This window comes from Novosphingobium sp. CCH12-A3, from assembly GCF_001556015.1.
Classification (GTDB): domain Bacteria; phylum Pseudomonadota; class Alphaproteobacteria; order Sphingomonadales; family Sphingomonadaceae; genus Novosphingobium; species Novosphingobium subterraneum.
Map to the genome: position 1 here is coordinate 1 of NZ_LSIA01000235.1, position 19,611 is coordinate 19,611.

The following is a 19,611-nucleotide window of genomic DNA, read 5'->3' on the forward strand; positions in this document are numbered from 1 at the left end:
CCGGCTATCTGGGCGAGCTTGGCGTAGGATTCCGCCCCCTCCCGCAAACGCCCCCAGGAATGTCGTGAGCGCAACAGGTACATGGTCGCATCCGCATATTCCCGACCTGCCAGGACGCGAACTGTTCCAAGGCACCCAGGTCCATTCCGCGCACTACGCCCGGCCGAGGGACTTTGCCGGGCAGACCGTGCTGGTGGTCGGCGGCGGCAACAGCGGCGCGCAGATCATGGCGGAAGTGGCACCTGTTGCCCGCGCGCTGTGGGTCACCACCCACGACCCGCTGTTCCTGCCAGACGATGTGGATGGCCGGGTGCTGTTCGAGCGCGCGGTTGCACGGATGAAGGCAGGGCCAGGCGAGACGCCTGTCGGCGGCATCGGCGACATCGTGATGGTCCCGCCGGTCAAGGAAGCCCGCGCACGCGGTGATCTGACGACCGTGCGGCCATTCGAACGGATGACCGCGACCGGCGTCGTTTGGCCGGATGGCGCGGAGATGAAGGTCGATGCCGTCGTTTGGTGCACAGGCTTCAGGCCCGCGCTTGAACATCTGCGTTCGATGAACATTGTCGAGGAAGACGGGCGCGTGCTTGTCGAAGCTCACAGATCGGTCAAGGAGCCACGTTTGTGGCTGGCAGGATATGGCGATTGGACCGGGCCAGGATCAGCGACACTTATGGGCGCTGCGCGCACTGCGCGCGATCTGGCTTCGCCACTCGTTGAGGCGCAAGCTTTCGAGTCGCCTGGCTGACCATCCGAGATGGTCGAAACTCTGGCCACTTATTCAGCCCAGTTGGTGAACCGATGTGAGCTGGGGAAAATTGTTGGCCGCCTACCGAGCTACCTAGAGAGCTACCTAGCGACGAGATGGCCAGCCGCGACTAAACCAAATAAACCAGGATATAGTTGATTTCACTGGGGAATTTGGTGGACGCACTAGGGCTCGAACCTAGGACCCGCTGATTAAGAGAAATTGGATTCGGCGTCTCATCGCGGAATTTCGCGAAATCGCGCGTCACCATGTTCCCAAATATTCCCTTATGTTTCATTGCATTAGATGGAATATTGCGCCATCCTTACGAGCATAGTGACAACGGGCGCCATATAAATTTGTTGCCCAGTTTGTTGCCCAGTTGGAGGTCGTATGGCTACAAGAAAATTCTCAGATCCATGGCTGCGAGGCCTGAAGGCCGCTGCCCCCGGAACGCGTGACGAGTGGCTCGATGCCGGGGAATCCGGCTTGACGGTGCGGGTCAGCCCGAAGCGTCGTATCTCTTTCTGGCTCATTGCTCGCTACCCAGAGGGGGACGGAACATTCGGTAATCCGAGCCGCCGCGCGTTGGGCGATTTCCGACCGGCGGATGCGAAGGATCGAATCTACATCGTTAAGAAGGGAGTGACCGCACTCACTCTGGATGAGGCCCGCCAGAAGGCGCGTGAATGGAAGGCGATGATCGCCGAAGGCATAGATCCCGGCAAGCCCGCACAGGAGCCGGAGCCGGAAACTGAACCAGACACGATCGCGTCAGTGTTCGCCGAATACTACAAGCGCCACGTTATGAAAGAGGGGCAGAAAGACGGTCGCGGCAAGCCACTCGCGCCGCTGCGGTCCGCCAGCGAAATCCAACGGATATTCGACCACTACATCTTCGACGATCTCGACGGCAATGAGCGGTGGCGCAATCGCCTGATCGGATCCATTTCGCGGCGCGATGTGACCGAGCTTCTCGACACGATCCAAGATGCGAGCGGGGCGACCCAATCAGACGCAGTGCTCGCCCAGCTAAGCGCGATGTTCAACTGGCATGCCGCGCGAGGAGATGATTTCGTGTCTCCGATCGTGCGAGGGATGAAGCGGACGAAGTCCTCCGAGCGGAAGCGCAAACGTGTTCTCAGCGACGAGGAAATCCGGATATTCTGGCAAGCTTGCGAAGCTCAAGGCACCTTCGGTGCGTTTTGCCAATCATTGCTTTTGACGCTTCAGCGGCGCGAGAAGCTCAGATTGATGCACCGGGATTTCGTCACTTCAGATGGCTTGTGGACGATTCCGACCGAAGATCGTGAAAAAGGCAACGCCGAATATATTCGCTTGTCTCCCTTGGCCATGGATATCGTCAAAAAGCAGCCCACGAGCCAGAGCGCTCCCTATATTTTCCAAGGACGCCTCAAAGGTCCGATCAACGGCTTTACGAAGGATAAGGCGGCTCTTGATGCGAAGATGGAGCAGATCGCTGGCTATCCGATCCCGCACTGGGTCTTGCACGATCTCCGGCGCACAGGGAAAACGCTGATGATTCGAGCCGGCGTTTCGCCGCACATTTCCGAGCGGGTCATGGGGCATGTGATTCCGGGCGTGGAAGGCGTCTATGATCAACATGATTATCTCGCCGAGAAAACGGCGGCACTAAGAAAGTTAGCAGCGCTGGTGGCTCGGATACTCAAGCCCAAAGGCAATGTTGTTCCGATAAAGCAGCGTGATCGCGTCAGTGCCCATGCCGGAGAAAACTTGAAGGCTGTTTCTGGTTGAACCGATGTTTTCTCGCGTAGCTTTCGGATCGAACTTTCGGGCAACGTAATCAGCAATATCGGTGTGCCTCAGGCATTGGCTTCAATACAAACGATCTGTCCGATTTACCGCCACGATCGGCAGGCCCTTTCCCCTCCAAAAGGCAGATTGCCTAAATGTAACAATCCCATATGATTTCGTCATCTTATTTCCGTGTTGCGGACGGAGGGGCAACCAACCGAGCGGAGAGACCGCAAGCTTTATGCGGCGACCCGCGTTAGGGGACGGAGTGCGTTGGCCCATGAATCATCATAGTCGCATTGAACCCATGCTGGATGAGACCGGAGAACCGGCGGTCTTTGCGCCACTGTGCAGGTCGATCATCGCAGCAAGAGCTTTGATGGCGGAGATGTTCGGGCCGCTTTGCGCAGATCCTGGAAGCGAAATGCTGCTGGACCTGTATTGGCGCGACAGCCAGGGATTGAAAACATCGCTGACGAGCCTTTGGCTCGCGTCCAAGGCGTCGGAGATGACTGCGCGCGGTTGCCTTGCCGTTATGGAGACGCAGGCGCTCGTCGAACGAGTGCCTGATCCTGCCGACAGGCGCCGCACCCATGTGCGGCTGACGATCGCCGGTCGAGAGAAGATGGACAATTTGTTCCGCGCTCTTCTCTCCGGATACGCGCAAACTTGCAACGATTGCGTCAAAAGGTGCGGGCGAGACGGCGATGCCGATGGCGCCGGTGCTGGCGTGCCATTTTGCATGCCCGCCCATGTCCGTAACGCACGCCCCTGTAGGTGCCAGAAATAGCCCATCGGCACGGCTTGCTCCAACCTGATTCGGTTCGAAACGGCTGTTGGGCGTATAGGCGAGGATCCCAGATGTTCTCGCTCATTGCATCATTCTCGCAGATATTCTGCCGATCGTGAACGCCGCAGCTGCGGAGGAAAGGGGGAGGTGAGGAGGCAGGTTCCTCAACCGGAGCATTCCTTATGGCCCTCTCCCGGACCAGTTCGGATCCGCGCCTGCACGCCGCCGCTGCCCGGATCGTCAAATCTCTGGGCGCAGCATGGAAACCCAGCGGGGTCATGTGTCGCTGCCCCGCACATGACGATCATGGTCCAAGCCTCTCGGTCCGGGTCGGTGAGCGTAGTATCCTCTTCAAATGCTTCGCGGGCTGCACACCGATCGATGTCATGCGCGCGCTCCGTACCGATCGACTGGCGATCCCGACGGCCGGCGCTGAAGCTGGATTGATGGATGCCGATGGCCGCGAACGTCAGCTCGTTGGCCGGCTCCGCTCGCTCTGGAAGGCGGCGCACCCGATCACCGATACACCGGCCAGCATATATGCGGTGATGCGCGGCTTCACCGGATCGCACGCGGCATTGCGATACCATGATCATGTGCCGCTTGGCCGAGGCGCCGATGCCCGCTTCCGCCCTGCGCTGCTTGCCGCTCTCGAAGCCGACGCCGGCGTCATCGCCCTCGAGCGTCTGTTTCTTGATCCCCGCACCGGGCTTCCAGCCGATGATCTCGATCCGCCCAAGCGTCTGCTCGGTCGGCCACTCGGCGCCGCCGTCCGTTTCGGAGCCGCGTCCAATGTTCTGGGTCTCGCCGAAGGCTGGGAGACGGCCTGGTCGGCGCACATCCTGCTCGGGATTCCGGTCTGGGCAGCGCTCGGCGCGGATCGGCTGTCGCAGGTGACCGTGCCCGAACGGGTCGAGCATTTGATCCTGCTGCCCGACGATGATGCGCCAGGCCGTCATGGTGCGCGGCGAGCGATCGAGACCCATGCACAGCCCGGACGAACGATCGAGACGCTGTTTCCCGGTGGAGGCTTCAACGACTGGAACGACCGCCACCGGTCAGAAGGGGGAGGGGGAAGGAGGTGGTTGCGGCAAGAAGCCTGAAGATCAGGTGTGCTCCGCATATTCGGGCACGGCAGCGGAATGGCCGCCTTGGCGGCCATTCCGCTGCCGTGCCCGAGGAGTCAGTCGTGAACGCACCACCACCCAGCCATCTCACCAACCTTCCGCTCTCCAGGATCACGAAGGGGGATAATCCCCGCCGCTACTTTGACCAGAAAAAGCATGCCGAAATGGTAGCCTCGATGCGGCTGCGCGGGGTCATCCAGCCCATACTGCTTCGCCCAAAGGATGGCATATACGTCATTGTCGCCGGCGAGCGCCGGTACAGGGCGGCCCTGGAAGCCTTTGGCGCCGAATTTGAAATGCCTGTCCTCATCCGGGAGATGACCGACCAGGAAGCGCTCGAAGCCGCGATCGATGAAAACGATACCCGCGACGACGCTTCGGAGACGGAACAGGCGGATGCCGCCGTTCGTGTCCTCGCGGCGTGCCGAAACGATCGCGCCGAGGCCGCCGGCCGGCTCGGATGGTCCCGGACCAAGTTCGATCGCCGTCTCGCGCTTGCCGAACTCTCCGAAACCGTAAAGACCGCGCTCGACGAACGCCGGATCAAGGTCGGGCACGCCGAACTGCTCGCCGTCATTCCCGCCGACAAGCAGGACACGGCCCTCGCCCAGATCCTCGGTCGGAACCTGGACGTGAACGAGACGCGCAAGGAGCTGATGCGGATCACGCACAATCTTGCGAGCGCCTCTTTCGACAGGACCGAATGCGCCACCTGCCCGTTCAACTCGGCTGCCCAGCAAGTCCTCTTCGAGACTCATGTCGACGACGGCCATTGCACCAATCCCACATGTTTCCAGCTCAAGACCGAGGCCGCCGAGGTGATCCGTTTCGAGCAGGAGGAACGTGCCGCGAAGGCTGCAAGGATCGCGGCCGCTCCCGTGGTCGAGGACGACGACAATGATGACGCCAGCGACGAAGCCAAGCCATCGACTGACTCTCAGCCGCGTCTGGAAGATACGGCGTCGTCATCCGAAAGTGTCGGGACGCTTGCCTCGCCGCCTGCAACCCCGATCAAGTCTACGAGCAGGGGTAGCGCCGCGCACGAGCCGACCGTCACTGCGAAATCGATCGCGGCCCGCACCGCCGACCTTCGCGAGGCGACCTGGCGAACGGCGCTCGCCCGAGCCCTCGCGGGCAATGCCGCGCACGCCCAGACCACGATCCTTGTCGCCGCGATGTCTGGCACGCTCTCGCAGATCAAGGCCGATACGCTGACGTCTCGCGCCGGCCTGTTGATCGGTCCCGCGTTCCCGGACCTCGATTACAAGGGCAAGATCGCCGTTATCCGCGCTCTGTCGGACCCGCGGGCGGCCAATGTACTTTCCGTCATCGGCGGCGCCTACGCCAAGGATGTGGCGAGCTTCGAGCATGTGGCCGACCTCGCGAGGGTCTTCGACGTCGACCTGCGCGATACGTGGAAGGTCGATCAGGCGTTCCTCGAACGATTCACCAAGGGCGAGCTCAAATTCATCGCCCAGGAATGCGGCCTGATCGCGCATGTCGGCGAGAAGCGGTTCGCCAAGATGCTCGCATCGAAGAAGCCCGAGCTCATCACCGACATGCTCAATCGCATCGGCTTTGATTGGGCGGGGCGCCTGCCGAGCGCCATGACCCTCGACGGCACCTATGGTCCACCACCGGACCGCACTGTCCCCCAGATGGTCCCCGACCTCGCTGCTTGACCCGCTTTTTCACACTCCCAGACAAAGGAACACAGCCATGCTTGTTACAAGCTTGCTCCCGTTGCTCTCCCGCTACTCGCTCGGCGTCGACCTCATCGCCGGCCCCAACGGAACCGTCACCCTGACCATCATCCCTCGTAAGGCGGACAGCAAATCCCCCACGCTCGAATCCAGCGAGGCCCGGCCGATCTCGATCACGGCAACCGCCGCCGAGATCGATGCGGAGCTTGCCAGAGGGGCCGATGGCGCGCTGGGCCAGCTCATCGCCACGCGCAAGACGCTCGCCGACCAGATCGTCGAGCAACGGCAGGCGGACGAGGATGCGAAGGCCGCTGCCGCCGAGGCTGCGAAAGCAAAATCCGCGAAGACCGCGGCGGCGAAGCCACCGGAGCCGACCAGTCCGCCGAAGATCCAGACGCCGACCAGCCCGCCCGCCGACGCAAAGCCGGATCAGCCCGCCACCCTGTTCTGAGGGTCGCTGCTCGATCCAATCCATCACCGTCTTCCAGGAGGTCTCTCATGCAGATCAATCATCTCACGCGCGCTTATCGTTATGACGGCATCGACCTTCCGGTGCCGGTGCATCTTGCGAACGATCGGGAGGGCCTGCGCGCCTACCATGCAACGCTCTATCCGGCGATCCTCAACGCCGAGATGGTTGATGCCGGTGTTTCGGGCACGGCGCACGTCACCGAATATCGCCGTGCGGTCGGCACCAAGGGCTGACCCATGCCGCCCCGCAAACGCCCGGCCATCCCGCCGGCGCCCCGCAAAACCCTCATGGAATGGATCGAGCACGATGATGGCAACTCGACCGACCTCTCCCAGCCTGTCTGCAGCAGCCAGGCTCGAACGCTCCATGCGCAGATGTTCCTCGATCCCCGAAACGATAAGAGCAAAGCCCCGGAGCGGCTTCAGCCGCCTCCCGGCTTGCGTCTCCCACCGCTCGGCTGACCTTGCGGGACGTACCGTCGCGATCTCGCGCGATATCCCTGCTATTTTCGATGCACCCCTGGCGCCACATCACAAGGTCATCGGCCGTTGGGCTGCGACACGGGAGACGTCAGCGAAGCTATATACGCGCGCGGCTGCCCGCCGACATATCGAACAGGCGTTCAATGCCACGGTGCTCGAGATACTCGCGCCCGTCGAAATGGCCGACCTGCGATGCACCGTCCTGCACAGCGAAGAGGACGGCACGCCGGCGATCGCCGTGACCTGTCAGAGCCTGGGCCAGATCGACCTCGGGTGGATCGAGACCGGCGATGCGCCCATTCCCTGGCGCGCTGCCGCATATCGGGCGCTCGAGCAGTGCCTCGGCCGTGTCCTTCCGATCTTCGGCTACCAGGACCTCTTCAATGAGGTTTCGATGTATTATTGGGATGGCGAGGTCGACGATGAAGCGGCCCGTCAGAGCCTGATTGCCTATCACGGCATGGATGCAGCCGATCTCGACGAAATCACGCTGCCGTCGGACATGGATGCGCGTCGACCCGGTTGGATGATCGAGGCCAAGGCGGCGCCATCAGCGCGGCTCCCCTCCGGTCTGCGGAAGTCGCTGGCCAGGTTTCGTGCCTCGCACAAAGCGCTTGGGGGCCTCCCACCCGAACGCCACGCCTGGCACCTCGATGCTCAGATGATCTACGACTATATTCCTGAATTTCAGGAATGCTCATCATTGCCGCCGCTGACGCTCGTTCCCTTCGAGCAGTTCGCGCGTGAGCTCGATGACATCGCGCGCGGCGGCATGGAAATGGGCTTCATGGACGTCGCCGGGCTCTGCCCTCTGCCCGATGCGGACCGCGTCGACGAGTGGTTCGCGTCCCTGCGGCTCGGCGTGCGGTTCCTGCTCGCCGCGCAAGAGCTGATCCAGCTCGATCCCGCCAAATTGTGAGGTATCTCATGCCCGACCACTCAACCAATTTTGAAGCCAGCGGCGGCGGCCTGGTCCTGAAGGGCGCAATTCTGCTCTATCAGAGCGACGGGGTGCGCAACTTCAGTTCCCATGGCACACACAGCGGAGATACTGCCGCGTTCGCCAGCATGCACGCCATCGAGCACGACGACCAGGGCCAGCCGACGATCGCTGCCGGCGTCCCGCTCTCGCGCGCATATCTGCGGCAATGGACCGAGGCCCTGGGGCGGACTGTCGTTCCCGAACTCCTGCCTGACAATGTGCTGGTCGCGCACCCGGACATGCTCGCCTGGTGGGTGCCGCAGCAGGTGCGCCCGGCCTATTTCGACCTGTCGAGGTGTCCGGCCGACTTGCAAGTCCTGTCCGAACGAACGGTCGTGCCGGTTCCCTATCCCGCACATCTGTTGATCGCCACCCGGTCGGCGCTCGGTGTCTATGCGCTCCCTGTGAACGAGCGTCCCAACGCCGATACCCGCGTGCTGCACTCGCCGATCCTCAACGTCTTCATCAACGGAACACTCTGCTGGGGTAATATCCCGGTGCCGAGATCGCTCAACGCCGCATCCATCCCCGAGTTCGAACAGGCGTTGTTCGATAGCTGGTCGACCCATCCCAATCCGGGACAGGAATTCACCGTCGGCGGCAAGGGCGGCCTTATCAGGCTTTGGGACGATCTGGCCGCCCGCCGGGCGAGGCGTTTCCCGGTCAGTCGCCTCAAGCTCTTCGGCGCCGGCAACCGCAGGCAGGCGCGGCGCACCTCGGTCGAGGCGATGACCGTCGGCAAACTGATCGGAGGCGTCCGGTGATGACCATGCTCGCCAATGATCCCACGGCGGCCGCGCTGCTTGCTGACGTGCCCTGCTACCCGGTCCCGCTCCAGGGGCAATCGCCCGCCATCGACGCGCTTCGCGCTGCCCGCGCCGGTCATGGTCTCGCCATCGGGAAGGACGGCGTCATGCTGATCCTGCGTCGGCCCTGGCTCGCGCTCGATGTCCCTGTCACGCCGCCGATCGCCACGCATCTTCCCTATGGCGACGCCGGCGCCCCCAGGGCCGAATTGCGGTGCGGACTCGTCCCACACGCCCACCTCGAGGCAATTCTGGATTTTCTCCGCGCGGCCCTACCGAATGAAGCCGCAGCATTCGTGCTCTGGAACGAGGCGACACGGGAGTTCGCCGTGGAGTTCCCCGTCATCGACGAGGCCACACCCTCGCGCCTCGTCTACCGCACGCCCGTCTTGCCGCCCGATTGGCATATAGTCTGCGATATTCACAGCCACGGGACCGGACCGGCCTTCTTCAGCACCACCGACGACGCCGACGACGCGCACGCGACGAAGATATCGCTCGTCTTCGGCCGGTTGGACCAGCCTGACGGCCCGACAAGGGCATCGCGTCTCTGCGCCGGCGGCATGTTCCTTCCTCTGCCGCGCAGCCCATTCGCCGGAGATCATCATGAAACCTGAGACCAGCAACCGGCACTATCTTCCCGCCGCCTTCGACGACCGCGCGCTCAAGGTCCTGCTCATAGGCTGCGGCGGCAACGGCGCGCAGATGCTGATGGGGCTCGCCTCGCTCGACACGGCGCTGCGCGCGATCTCCTCGCGATCGCTGCATGTCACCGTGGTCGACGACGACATCGTCACCGAGGCCAATCTCGGCCGACAGCCCTTCTTTCGCTGCGACCTCGGCAACTCGAAGGCGCGCACGCTGACGGAGCGGATCAATCTCGCGCACGGGCTCAGCTGGAAGGCCGTTCACGGCCGGGCGCCCAGCGCGGTCGGTCTCGAAGGTTCCGATATCCTAATAACCTGCGTCGATACGGCCTCGGCGCGCCGCGCGATCGGAGCAGCGCTTGCCGAGGGAAGGAACATCCCCCCATACTGGATGGATCTCGGCAATCGCGCGAACGACGGACAATATCTGATCGGCTGCCCCGGCAGAGAGGCCGTGAAGGATAAGGCGCGCCTTCCGACCGTGCTCGAATATTTCCCCGAACTCGCCGACGACACCGTGCCCGACGACAATGCCCCGTCCTGCTCGGTTGCCGAGGCGCTGGAGCGCCAGTCGCTGTTCGTGAACCGCGTCATGGCGAGCCACGCCCTCGCGCTGCTGTTCGATCTGCTCGGCCGAGGCTCCATTGGCCACGCGGGTGGTTTCATCAATCTTGCGAGCGGGCAGGCGGTCCCGATTCCTCTGCCGCGCAACGACTGAAGCCGTACTGGCTCGGACGGCATGTCTTCGACGGTCTGCCGACGCCTCACCATCCGGAAACGGGCCACCTTTGGATAGCAGCGCATCCGTGCCGCCCCCTTTCACCCCCGAAATCGGCGCACTCAAGGGTCGCGCTGACACCGCTGAGCGAGACTGAAGGAGAACGAATATGCCTCAATTTGAAGTTCAGGTGATCGCGCGGCTCTGGGTCAATCAACGTATCGTGATCGACGCACCAAATGCGGAAATTTCGGCGCAACAGGCAATCGAGATGGCCCGGGAAGGCGCAGATGCTTGGGAGGTTCCCGGCGCGAAAGATTACACCGAGTTACTGATCGACCCGGAAGAACTGACTGATTTCGACACGGACGAGATCACGGTTGAAGGATAGCACCTAGCTCCGCCCAAGCAGTCCCGCCCGTCCCTGCTTTCTCCCTTTTGGAAGGATAGAGCGCATGACACCTATTACCGACAATGATTGGACACTCCACTATACGATTGGCCGCGTTCTCGCCGCCAAGGTCAAACCCGGCGACGTGGTTCACATGCCAGGCGGGGGCGGCGACGTGATCGTGCTCGGCGGACGAGCGCCGCTGCGCGCCAACGACCGCGGCAGCATCACCGTCCGCGATGCCCTCGCCAAGGATAGTGACAGGTTCGAGACGCGTCCCGCCGCGGTTGGGATGGTCTGGATCAGCGCCGCCGGTGGCTGGTCGGAGCTGCCCGCATGAAACCGCATTTCGTCCATGTCTATACGACCATCAGGGTCAAGATAGCGGTGACCGCCGAGGATCACGCCGACGCCATGCGGCAGGCTGAATCCATCGTCGGGCGCGGGATTTTCCCTGTTCGTCTCCTGCCGAATGCCGCCGCGGTGCTGGGGGCGGAGCCCGCCGAAGAAATCACCGCTTTTCTGGTCGACGAAGCGGATGATCCGGAGTTCGAGAATAGCTGCTCGTACGATGCGGAATACCGACCTTACGAGGACGCGCCGCGCTGACCGAAGAAAGGGGAGGGGGAAGGAGATAGGCGCTCCGTTTGGTGGAGCAGTCTGGAGCACCTCCCATGAAAATCGAACTACGGCGCATCTCCTACAATGCCGCGCTATCGCAGGAAACCGCCGCTTTTGCAGCCGAGATCTGGATCGACGGCGAACTGGCCTTCCATGCGCGCAACCAGGGAACGGGCGGGGCCGACTTCTATCGTCAGGTTGGCCGGTGGACCGAGGCCGAAGTCAATGCCTGGCTGGCGGCAAATAGACTCCCGCGCAGCCTTGGCGACGACCTCGCCTGCGATCATGATCTTGAGATCGAGGTGAGCGACCTTCTCACTCGCGCCGTCGAGGGCAAGCGCCTCAAGCGCCTTCTCCGCACCAATCTGATCGCGATCGAACACGATCAGATCCTGCAATATCCGCTGCGCAAGCGGCAGCTCGCGATCATCGCCCGCGCCGTGCGCGCCACCAATCCCGATGCTGTCATTGTCAATGACGCCGGCGACGACGTGATCGCTCGCGCCCTCGACGTGCTGCTCGCCAGTCGCTGACCGCCCGGACGGAGATATTCAATCCCGCCGATGCGGGATGCTGGATGGCGCGCGGCCGTCCGGCCCACCATGCGCACGCGCTCGCCGACGCTTGGCGCCGCTTTCCCGACCTGCCGAACGACGCGCCTCTGGACGCCCGCATGGCGCGCGGCCGCGAGCGTGTCCAGGCGCTTCGCCCACTCCACGAGGCGATCGGACTGGAGACCGAACGGCAGCGCCAGTCCACGAACTTCGCCTGCATCGAACGCCAGATCGCCGAAGGCAGCACCGACAGCCGAAACCCCGCCATCCTCCATGCTCGTGACGTTCATGGCTATGATTGGGACGCCGCGGTCGCTTACGCCAACGGACTCTATGCTGGTCGGGCAGGCTGGGAATCCCGGCCGCCGTCTCCGCCTTGCGCTGGGGAACCGGATGTTCGCCGACCGGCATACCATCAGGGGTTCCTGGATGGTGGTGGCCAACCCGACGACATCTTCGACGTCGCCCGTCGATCCTTCGCGGCTGCGCCGTCTGAATTCAAGTGCCCTGACAACCCGCGCGTCGCACGACCGCTTCCCGGCCAATGGCCAGGCCCGACCGACACTCCGGCGCCCGTCTCATGGCCTCGGCGGCTGCTTATCCTTGGAGCGTCGGAACGCGAGACCGGGGCGATCGGCATTCTCGCGATGCTGCGGGCACGGCCCGGACATGAAGACGCGACGCTCTATGTGATCGGGACGGAGTCTGGACTGCGACCCCATTCGGCGACGATCGGCGTGATTCCAGACGATGGAGCTGCGCTCCGGGAGCGCCTGCGTCAAGGCGACTATACCGACCTTCTGGTAGTGGCCGACGACGCGGAACTCAGGCGGCTCGACGCGGACGCCGATATCCTGCCGCTCGTGCGAACGATGGAGAGAACTCGCAATTCGGTGCTCCAGCAGCGTGCGCAATTCCGCCTGTGGCTCGCCCGTGGCCGCGCGCCCGGCGACCAGTTCGCCGCCGGCCATATTCGTTGGAGCAAAATGGCCGCGGGGCTTTCGGGGCGCCTCGGCGATTTCACCGCCCGCTATGCCGGACCGGCGCAGCATCGCGGTCACCGCATTATCGTCGAGGACGCAAGCGGCGGCCTCGCGCATGGCTACCGCACCCCGCTTGGGCAGGAACTCCATCCCGAGATCGTGATCGGCAACAAGGCCCATGCCCGAGCCGCGATGGCCGACCTGCTGCGCCAATATGCCGCGTCGCTTCGCCTCGGCTGAAGCAGCGCCTCAACCGACGCCCCACGCTCGGCTGCTCACCACGCCCTGACACCCGACCAGCCTGACATCCCGCTGGGCCGCCACGCCGCGCCCGCGAAACCCAAAAAAGGAAGCATCCATGCGAAACAGTGCATCCGCGCTGGCTCTCCAGCTGTGCCTCGACTTCGACCAGCCGATCGCGCCCGCCAAGACGGTCCTACCTCCCATTGAGCAGCCGACGCTCTTTTCGGTGGCCGTCGTCGACACCGCCGGACCATCGCACCCGGCCTCGATCGACTTCTCTTTCGCCGGAGGCCGGACCCTGGCGGCCTCCTGGAAGGGCCGCGCCCAGGATAATATCGAGGCGATCAGGCTCTTGAACATGCTTGACCGCGAGGGGCGGCCGGCGACGGCGGACGAGCAGGAGGCAATCGCCAAATTCATCGGGTTCGGCGCCTCCGACCTTGCCAACAATGTCTTCGCCCGTCGCGGAGACGAGTATCGCGAGGGCTGGGAAGACCTCGGACGGAGGCTTGTCGAGGAAACGACCGACACCGAGCTGAACTCGCTCAAACGCGCAACGCAATATGCCCACTATACGCCCGAATATATTATCCGGGCGATGTGGAACGCCGCCCGGACCCTCGGCTTCACCGGCGGCCAGGTGCTCGAGCCGGGATGCGGCAGCGGCCTTTTTATGGGGCTTCGGCCCGACACGCTATGGAAGGATACGGTGTTCGTCGGCATCGAGAATGACCCCGTCACCGCCCGGGTCGCGAAGGCGCTCTATCCCAACCAGGTGATCCGCTGCATCGATTTCGACAAGGCTTCGCTTTCGGCCGACTTCGACCTTGCCATCGGCAACCCGCCTTTCTCGAATCTCTCCATCCGCAACCGGACCGAGCTTGGGCGGCTCGGCCTGTCACTCCACGACTTCTTCATCGCGCGATCGCTGGAGCAACTTCGGCCGGGCGGCATCGCTCTGTTCGTGACGTCGCGATATTCGCTCGACAAGAGTGATCCCAAGGCGCGCGATCATATTGCGGGCATCGCGGATTTGCTCGGCGCCGTGCGCCTTCCGGCCAAGGCCATGCGGGACGAGGCGGGCACGGACGTCGTTGTCGATATCCTTCTCTTCCAGAAACACGCGCCCGATCTCCCGTGGCGGCCACAGAAATGGATCGAGCTGGGCGAGGTGCCCGACAGCGATGAGGGCGAGGGGCCGCTTAGGATCAATCGCTATTTTCTCGACAATCCCGACCATGTGCTCGGCCGCCATGAATGGCGAAACGGCCAGTTCGGTATGGACTATAATTGCGCGGCAGAGGCCGGTGCCGACGTAGGCGCGACACTCGCGGCCACCTTGTCCGCGATCGCATCGAAGCATGAAGGCGCCTGCAAACCGATCGAGCGCACGGCATCGCTACGCGACACGCTGGACATCACGACGAGCGTGGAAGTCGGGACGGCGGCCGACGAAGCCGAGTTCAAGGAAGGCAGCTATCTCGTCTCGGGCGGCGTGCTGAACCAGATCGTCAATGGCATTCCCTCCGTCGTCGGCGTGAAATCCGGCCGCGGCGGCACCGGCCTCTTTCCCAAGCACGCCGCCATCATCAAGGGCCTCATCCCGATCCGCGATACCGTCCGCGCGATTCTGCGCGCCCAGCTCAATGACCAGCCCTATGCCGCCTCCCAGGAGAAGCTGCTCGCCCAATACCGGCAGTTCACCAGGAAATACGGGCCGATCAACCGCACCATCACCAGCATCCGCACCGATCCGGAAACCGGCGCCGAGAAGGAATATCAGCGCCGCCCCAATCTCCAGCCCTTCCTCGACGACCCCGATGTCTGGCTGGTCGCGTCGATCGAGGCCTATGACGAGATCAGCGACGTCGGCGTGCCGGGTCCGATCTTCAGCGAGCGCGTCGTCAAGCCGCCCGTCGTCCAGGAAATCCACTCGGCGCAGGACGCACTTGCGCTGACGCTCCACGAGCGCGGCCGCGTCGATATCCCCCTGATCGCCCACATGCTCGGCGTCACCGAGGCCGAGGCGCTCGCCGACCTTACCGGCGATGTCTATCTCGACCCCGTTCGCAGCACGCCCCATTTCGACAACTGGGTCACGGCCGATGAAGCGCTTTCCGGGCCGGTCCGCACCAAGCTCGCGCTTTCCCGCGAAATGGCCGAGACCGATCCGCGCTTCCAGGCGACTGTTAGCGCGCTTGAAGCGGTCCAGCCGGTCGATCTCAAGCCCAGCGAGATCACGGCCCGCCTCGGCGCACCCTGGATTCCCGTCGATGTCATCGAGACCTTCATTGCCGAGATCATGGAGGTCGACACGACGATCCGTCATACCGTCGAGCTCGCGAGCTGGACGGTCGACAAGGCCCCGTTCCAGGGCCAGGCCAGTTCGTCCTCGACCTGGGGTACGGCACGGCGCGGGGCGGGAGACCTGCTCGAAGACGCCCTCAATTCCCATATCCCCAAGATCTACGACACCTATCGGGACGAGAACGGTTCGGAGCGCCGCGAACTCAACGTCACGGATACCGAAGCCGCGAAGGAAAAGCTTGCAAGCATCAAGTCGACCTTCGAAACCTGGGTCTGGCAGGATAGCGACCGCGCCGATCGCCTCGTTCGTATCTACAACGATGCCTACAACAATCTCGTGCCCCGGAGCTTCAACGGGCAGCATCTCAAGCTGCCCGGCGCCTCGACGACCATCAGGATGCGCGACCACCAGAAGCGTGTCGTCTGGCGCATCATTTCGTCGGGAGCGACCTATGTCGCCCATTCGGTCGGCGCTGGAAAGACCTTCAGCCTGTGCGCCGCCGTGATGGAGCAGCGTCGTCTCGGTCTTGCCAACAAACCGATGATTACTGTGCCCAACCACTGCCTCGCGCAGATCGCGCGCGAATTCCTGATGCTCTATCCGACGGCACGCATCCTGGTCGCCGACGATACGAACTTCGTGAAGGAAAAGCGGCAGCGATTCCTGGCGCGCGCGACGACCGGCAACTGGGATGCGATCATCATCACCCATGATGCCTTCAAGTTCATCCCGACGCCGACGTCGTTCGAAAAGCGGCTCATCGAAGATCAGCTCGACAGCTACGAGGTCCTGATCACCGGCATCGACAATCAGGACCGCGTGTCCCGCAAGCGTGTTGAGCGTCTGAAGGAGGGCCTGAAAAGCAAGCTCGACAACCTGAAGGCCCGCAAGGACGATCTCGTCCACATAGGTGAGATCGGTATCGATCAGATCCTGGTCGACGAGGCCCAGCAGTTCCGCAAGCTGACCTTCGCGACGAACCTCGGCGATCTCAAAGGCGTCGATCCGGCCGGTTCCCAGCGTGCGTGGGATCTCTTCGTGAAGAGCCGATATCTTGCCGACATCAATCCCGGACGCCAACTGATCCTGTCATCGGGAACCCCGATCACTAACACGCTCGGCGAAATGTATACGCTGCAACGCTTCATGCAGCCCGAGGAGCTCCACGCCAAGGGATTGCACGAGTTCGACGCCTGGGCGGCCGCTTTCGGGGATACACGCACCGAACTCGAACTTCAGCCGAGCGGAAGCTACAAGCCGGTCACGCGCTTCTGCGAATTCGTCAATGTCGCCGACTTGATGGCGATGTATCGCTCGGTCGCCGATGTCGTCCTGAAGGACGATCTGCGGCAGTATGTCAAACTTCCGACCATCAAGGGCGGGAAGCGGCAGATCGTCGTCGCCAAGTCGGGCGCGCCCTTCAAAGCTTATCAGCGCGTGCTGGCTCAGCGCATCAAGGCGATCGAGAACCGCAACGGGCGCCCCCAAAAGGGCGACGACATCCTCCTGTCGGTGATCACCGATGGACGACACTCCGCAATCGACTTGCGGTTTGTCGAGACCGGCGTCGGAAACGAGGAGGGCAACAAGCTCAATCTCCTGATCGAGAACGCCTATCGCATCTGGGAAGAGACGGCCGACTATTGCTATAACGATCCGGAAACCAGCAAGCCCTATCCGCTGCCCGGCGCTGTGCAGATGATCTTCTCCGATCTCGGCACCGAAGCGGCGCTCGAAACAAGAGGCTTCTCCGCCTATGTCTGGATCCGCGATCGGCTTGTCGCGATGGGCGTCCCTGCCGATCAGATCGCCTTCATGCAGCATTATAAGAAAAACAGCGCGAAGCAGCGGCTGTTCAATGACCTCAACCAGGGGCGCAAGCGGTTCGTGCTCGGGTCTACGGCGACCATGGGCACCGGCGTCAACGCGCAGCAGCGGTTGAAAGCCCTGCATCATCTCGACGTTCCCTGGCTGCCATCCGATATCGAGCAGCGGGAAGGGCGCATCGAGCGGCAGGGCAATCAGAACGACGAAATCGAGCTTTACGGCTATGCCACCAGCGGCTCGATGGACGCGACCAACTGGCAGATGCTCGAGCGCAAGGCCCGCTTCATCAACATGGCCATGTCGGGCGACCGCTCGATCCGCCGGATCGAGGACGTCAGTTCCAACGTCAACCAGTTCGCCTTGGCCAAGGCCCTCGCGTCTGGCGACGACCGGCTGATGCGCAAAGCCGGTCTCGACTCCGAGGTCGCGCGGCTCCAGCGCCTGCGCGATGCTCACATTGACGATCAGCACAATATCCGCAGCACCATCAGGCGAACGACCCGGGAGATCGAGGATTGCCACAAGCAGATTGCGCTGCTGGAAGCCGATATTGCCCGGCGCGTTCTCCCAGGCGGCGACGCGCTTCTGCTCGATTGCGACGGCACGAAAATTACCGATCGCACTGCCGTCGGCGAACGCATCCTAGGATATGCCAACCGGATGCGTAAGGACGGCACCGAGGCGCGCTGGACGCTCGGCACCGTCAACGGCATCGACTTGGAAATGTCGGCTTACGAGGCCTTGAACACCGATGGAAAACGCTACCTCTGCACCGTGGTCGCGATGCAGCATCACGGTGAGAACGACAAATTCGAAGTCACCGACAAGACGCGGCCGAGCACGGTAGTCGGCCGGATCGACTCCTCCATTCGCAATCTCGATACCGATCTCGATACCATCAGAGCGACGCTCCAGGCCCACGAACGACGGCTCCCTGCGTTCGAGGCGCGTGTGGGCCAGCTCTTCCCTGACGCCGCACTGCTCGACGAGAAGCTCCAGGAACTCGCCGAACTCAAGGCCGAACTGGCGAACACCAAGGGCGAATTCGAGCCAGGGAACGAGGACGGAGCGCCCTTGGTCGAACAGGGAACCGACGAAGACACGTCTTTGCCCCAAGCGGCTTGACCGGTCGGCGGCGCCTCCTATCGCAATCGGCCTATGACGGTTCCTCCAGGGGCCATACCTCAACGACCCCGTGGGCCACGGCGCAGGGGGGTCTCGACATCATCTCGATGGCCTGGGCCAGGTCGTTGGCTTCGATGAGCGAGCGGGCGATCGTTCGCATTCCTGCTGGTGATTCGCCCAGACTGCTGTCGGTGGTGCTGCGGTCGGTCAAGCCGTGATGTCAGTCCCGCGTTCAGCTAGCCTGGACCGTGCTTCCCCGGTGAAGGAACAAGTATGGCTTCACATAAAGTCCTTGCCGCGAGGACCATCCGGTTGGGGGGGAGGAGACCCTAGTATCTGCAATACCTCACTATAGTGGGTTACGATCTGCTCGGCGCCTGTGATTCCCCTCGGGAGGGGCACCCAATCGTTGTCTTCACGGCTGAATTGCCATAGGGCACACATGCCCGTGGCTTTTTCGTGAAGTTGAACCACCCACACTAAGTATACCTCAAAGGGTGTTGAAGGCTTTGGCGGCCGCTGTTCGCGACAATCGATCCAGGCAATACCGTCGATCGGAGTCATAAGACCCTTTTTGCCTTCCTTGCACATCGCATCCACAAATATGGAATGACATCCTAACGGTCGATACCGAGATCGTCACGAAAAAGCACGCGTTTCTCTGAAAGGGCAGCGACACCCACAACCTGACGCCCTCCGCACTGCGGGCTTCACTGCATGGCTTGAGCGCAGGGATCAGTGGACGCGGCTATTACCCATCACAGGTGATTGCGCCGTGCGAACGCTGCGGGTCAAGCTGGTGGAATTTTGGCTGCCTTCTTGCGCGGACGGCGAGCGATCGGCGTCTTTGCGGGACTCTTGACTAGTTCTGCAGCTTCAGGCGCTTTCGCCGGGGCCTGGGTTCGGGGCTTGCGGCCGAGGCCAATCGACTTCGCCAGCGTACGCCGCCGCTCGGCATAGTTCGGGGCCACCATCGGATAATCGGAAGGAAGACCCCACTTCGCGCGATATTGGTCGGGCGTCATCTGATAGTGTGTCATCAAGTGACGCTTGAGCATCTTGAGTTTCTTTCCGTCTTCGAGACAGACTATGTGTTCTGGCTTCACCGATGATCTGATCGAAACCGCGGGTTCTGGCTTGACCTCAGGTTCCACCTTGGGTTGTCCCAGGGCGCTCAACGCAAAGTGCACATTCTGAATCAATTGGCCCAGGTCACCAACCGCCACGCTGTTGTTGGTCACATGCGCCGCCACGATGTCGGCGGTGAGCGTGATGAGCGTTTCGGTCGGATCGACGCTTTCGGTCATG

18 protein-coding genes are annotated in these 19,611 nt (G+C 62.7%); 17 read left to right on the forward strand and 1 reads right to left on the reverse strand.

Features of this window, described 5'->3' with window-relative positions; translation table 11 throughout:
- The first annotated feature begins 64 nt into the window (after positions 1-64).
- The 17 genes from AX703_RS18920 to AX703_RS19000 all read left to right on the forward strand — a co-directional run bounded on the left by AX703_RS18920 (position 65) and on the right by AX703_RS19000 (position 18,303).
- The gene (locus AX703_RS18920; RefSeq protein ID WP_231735621.1) at positions 65-748 is read left to right on the forward strand and encodes an NAD(P)-binding domain-containing protein; all 684 of its coding nucleotides are present in this window, start codon (positions 65-67) and stop codon (positions 746-748) included.
- A 393-nt stretch (positions 749-1,141) separates the two neighbouring features.
- Positions 1,142-2,524 carry an integrase family protein gene (locus AX703_RS18925; protein ID WP_082734684.1) on the forward strand — a complete coding sequence of 461 codons (1,383 nt, stop codon included), beginning with the start codon at positions 1,142-1,144 and terminating at the stop codon, positions 2,522-2,524.
- A gap of 307 nt (positions 2,525-2,831) precedes the next feature.
- Positions 2,832-3,314, forward strand: a complete 483-nt coding sequence (locus tag AX703_RS18930) for a MarR family transcriptional regulator (protein ID WP_062346274.1) — start codon at positions 2,832-2,834, stop codon at positions 3,312-3,314.
- 386 nt (positions 3,315-3,700) lie between these two features.
- On the forward strand, positions 3,701-4,417 hold the full coding sequence (locus AX703_RS18935; protein ID WP_231735622.1) for a toprim domain-containing protein: 717 nt from the start codon (positions 3,701-3,703) through the stop codon (positions 4,415-4,417).
- 86 nt (positions 4,418-4,503) lie between these two features.
- A complete protein-coding gene (locus AX703_RS18940) occupies positions 4,504-6,123 on the forward strand; it encodes a PRTRC system ParB family protein (RefSeq protein WP_062346277.1) in 1,620 nt (539 codons plus the stop codon).
- 37 nt (positions 6,124-6,160) lie between these two features.
- Entirely contained in the window at positions 6,161-6,595 is a 435-nt protein-coding gene (locus AX703_RS18945; RefSeq protein WP_062346280.1) for a PRTRC system protein E, read from the forward strand.
- A gap of 47 nt (positions 6,596-6,642) precedes the next feature.
- A complete protein-coding gene (locus AX703_RS18950; protein WP_062346282.1) occupies positions 6,643-6,849 on the forward strand; it encodes a PRTRC system protein C in 207 nt (68 codons plus the stop codon).
- Positions 6,850-6,925: 76 nt separating this feature from the next.
- Positions 6,926-8,017 carry a hypothetical protein gene (locus AX703_RS18955; RefSeq protein ID WP_062346450.1) on the forward strand — a complete coding sequence of 364 codons (1,092 nt, stop codon included), beginning with the start codon at positions 6,926-6,928 and terminating at the stop codon, positions 8,015-8,017.
- Positions 8,018-8,025: 8 nt separating this feature from the next.
- Positions 8,026-8,844, forward strand: a complete 819-nt coding sequence (locus tag AX703_RS18960; protein WP_062346283.1) for a PRTRC system protein B — start codon at positions 8,026-8,028, stop codon at positions 8,842-8,844.
- Positions 8,844-9,503 (forward strand): PRTRC system protein A, encoded by a 660-nt coding sequence (locus tag AX703_RS18965; protein WP_062346285.1) that lies wholly within the window; start codon positions 8,844-8,846, stop codon positions 9,501-9,503. Before AX703_RS18960 ends, AX703_RS18965 begins: the two co-directional genes overlap by 1 nt.
- Positions 9,493-10,251, forward strand: coding sequence for a PRTRC system ThiF family protein (locus AX703_RS18970; RefSeq protein WP_062346286.1), 759 nt, complete (start codon positions 9,493-9,495; stop codon positions 10,249-10,251). The genes AX703_RS18965 and AX703_RS18970 overlap by 11 nt, the downstream gene beginning before the upstream one ends.
- A 169-nt stretch (positions 10,252-10,420) precedes the next feature.
- On the forward strand, positions 10,421-10,642 hold the full coding sequence (locus tag AX703_RS18975; protein ID WP_156452128.1) for a hypothetical protein: 222 nt from the start codon (positions 10,421-10,423) through the stop codon (positions 10,640-10,642).
- 64 nt (positions 10,643-10,706) lie between these two features.
- On the forward strand, positions 10,707-10,982 hold the full coding sequence (locus AX703_RS18980; protein ID WP_062346288.1) for a hypothetical protein: 276 nt from the start codon (positions 10,707-10,709) through the stop codon (positions 10,980-10,982).
- Complete coding sequence (locus tag AX703_RS18985; protein WP_062346289.1) at positions 10,979-11,251, forward strand: hypothetical protein; 273 nt, start codon at positions 10,979-10,981, stop codon at positions 11,249-11,251. The genes AX703_RS18980 and AX703_RS18985 overlap by 4 nt, the downstream gene beginning before the upstream one ends.
- A gap of 65 nt (positions 11,252-11,316) precedes the next feature.
- Positions 11,317-11,796, forward strand: coding sequence for a hypothetical protein (locus tag AX703_RS18990; RefSeq protein WP_062346290.1), 480 nt, complete (start codon positions 11,317-11,319; stop codon positions 11,794-11,796).
- A 44-nt stretch (positions 11,797-11,840) separates the two neighbouring features.
- The gene (locus AX703_RS18995) at positions 11,841-13,040 is read left to right on the forward strand and encodes a hypothetical protein (RefSeq protein ID WP_062346294.1); all 1,200 of its coding nucleotides are present in this window, start codon (positions 11,841-11,843) and stop codon (positions 13,038-13,040) included.
- Between the two features lie 118 nt (positions 13,041-13,158).
- A complete protein-coding gene (locus AX703_RS19000; protein WP_062346295.1) occupies positions 13,159-18,303 on the forward strand; it encodes a helicase-related protein in 5,145 nt (1,714 codons plus the stop codon).
- Positions 18,304-19,094: 791 nt separating this feature from the next.
- Here AX703_RS19000 and AX703_RS19015 read toward each other — a convergent pair.
- A complete protein-coding gene (locus AX703_RS19015; protein WP_062346296.1) occupies positions 19,095-19,610 on the reverse strand; it encodes a MucR family transcriptional regulator in 516 nt (171 codons plus the stop codon).
- Position 19,611 lies beyond the last annotated feature (1 nt).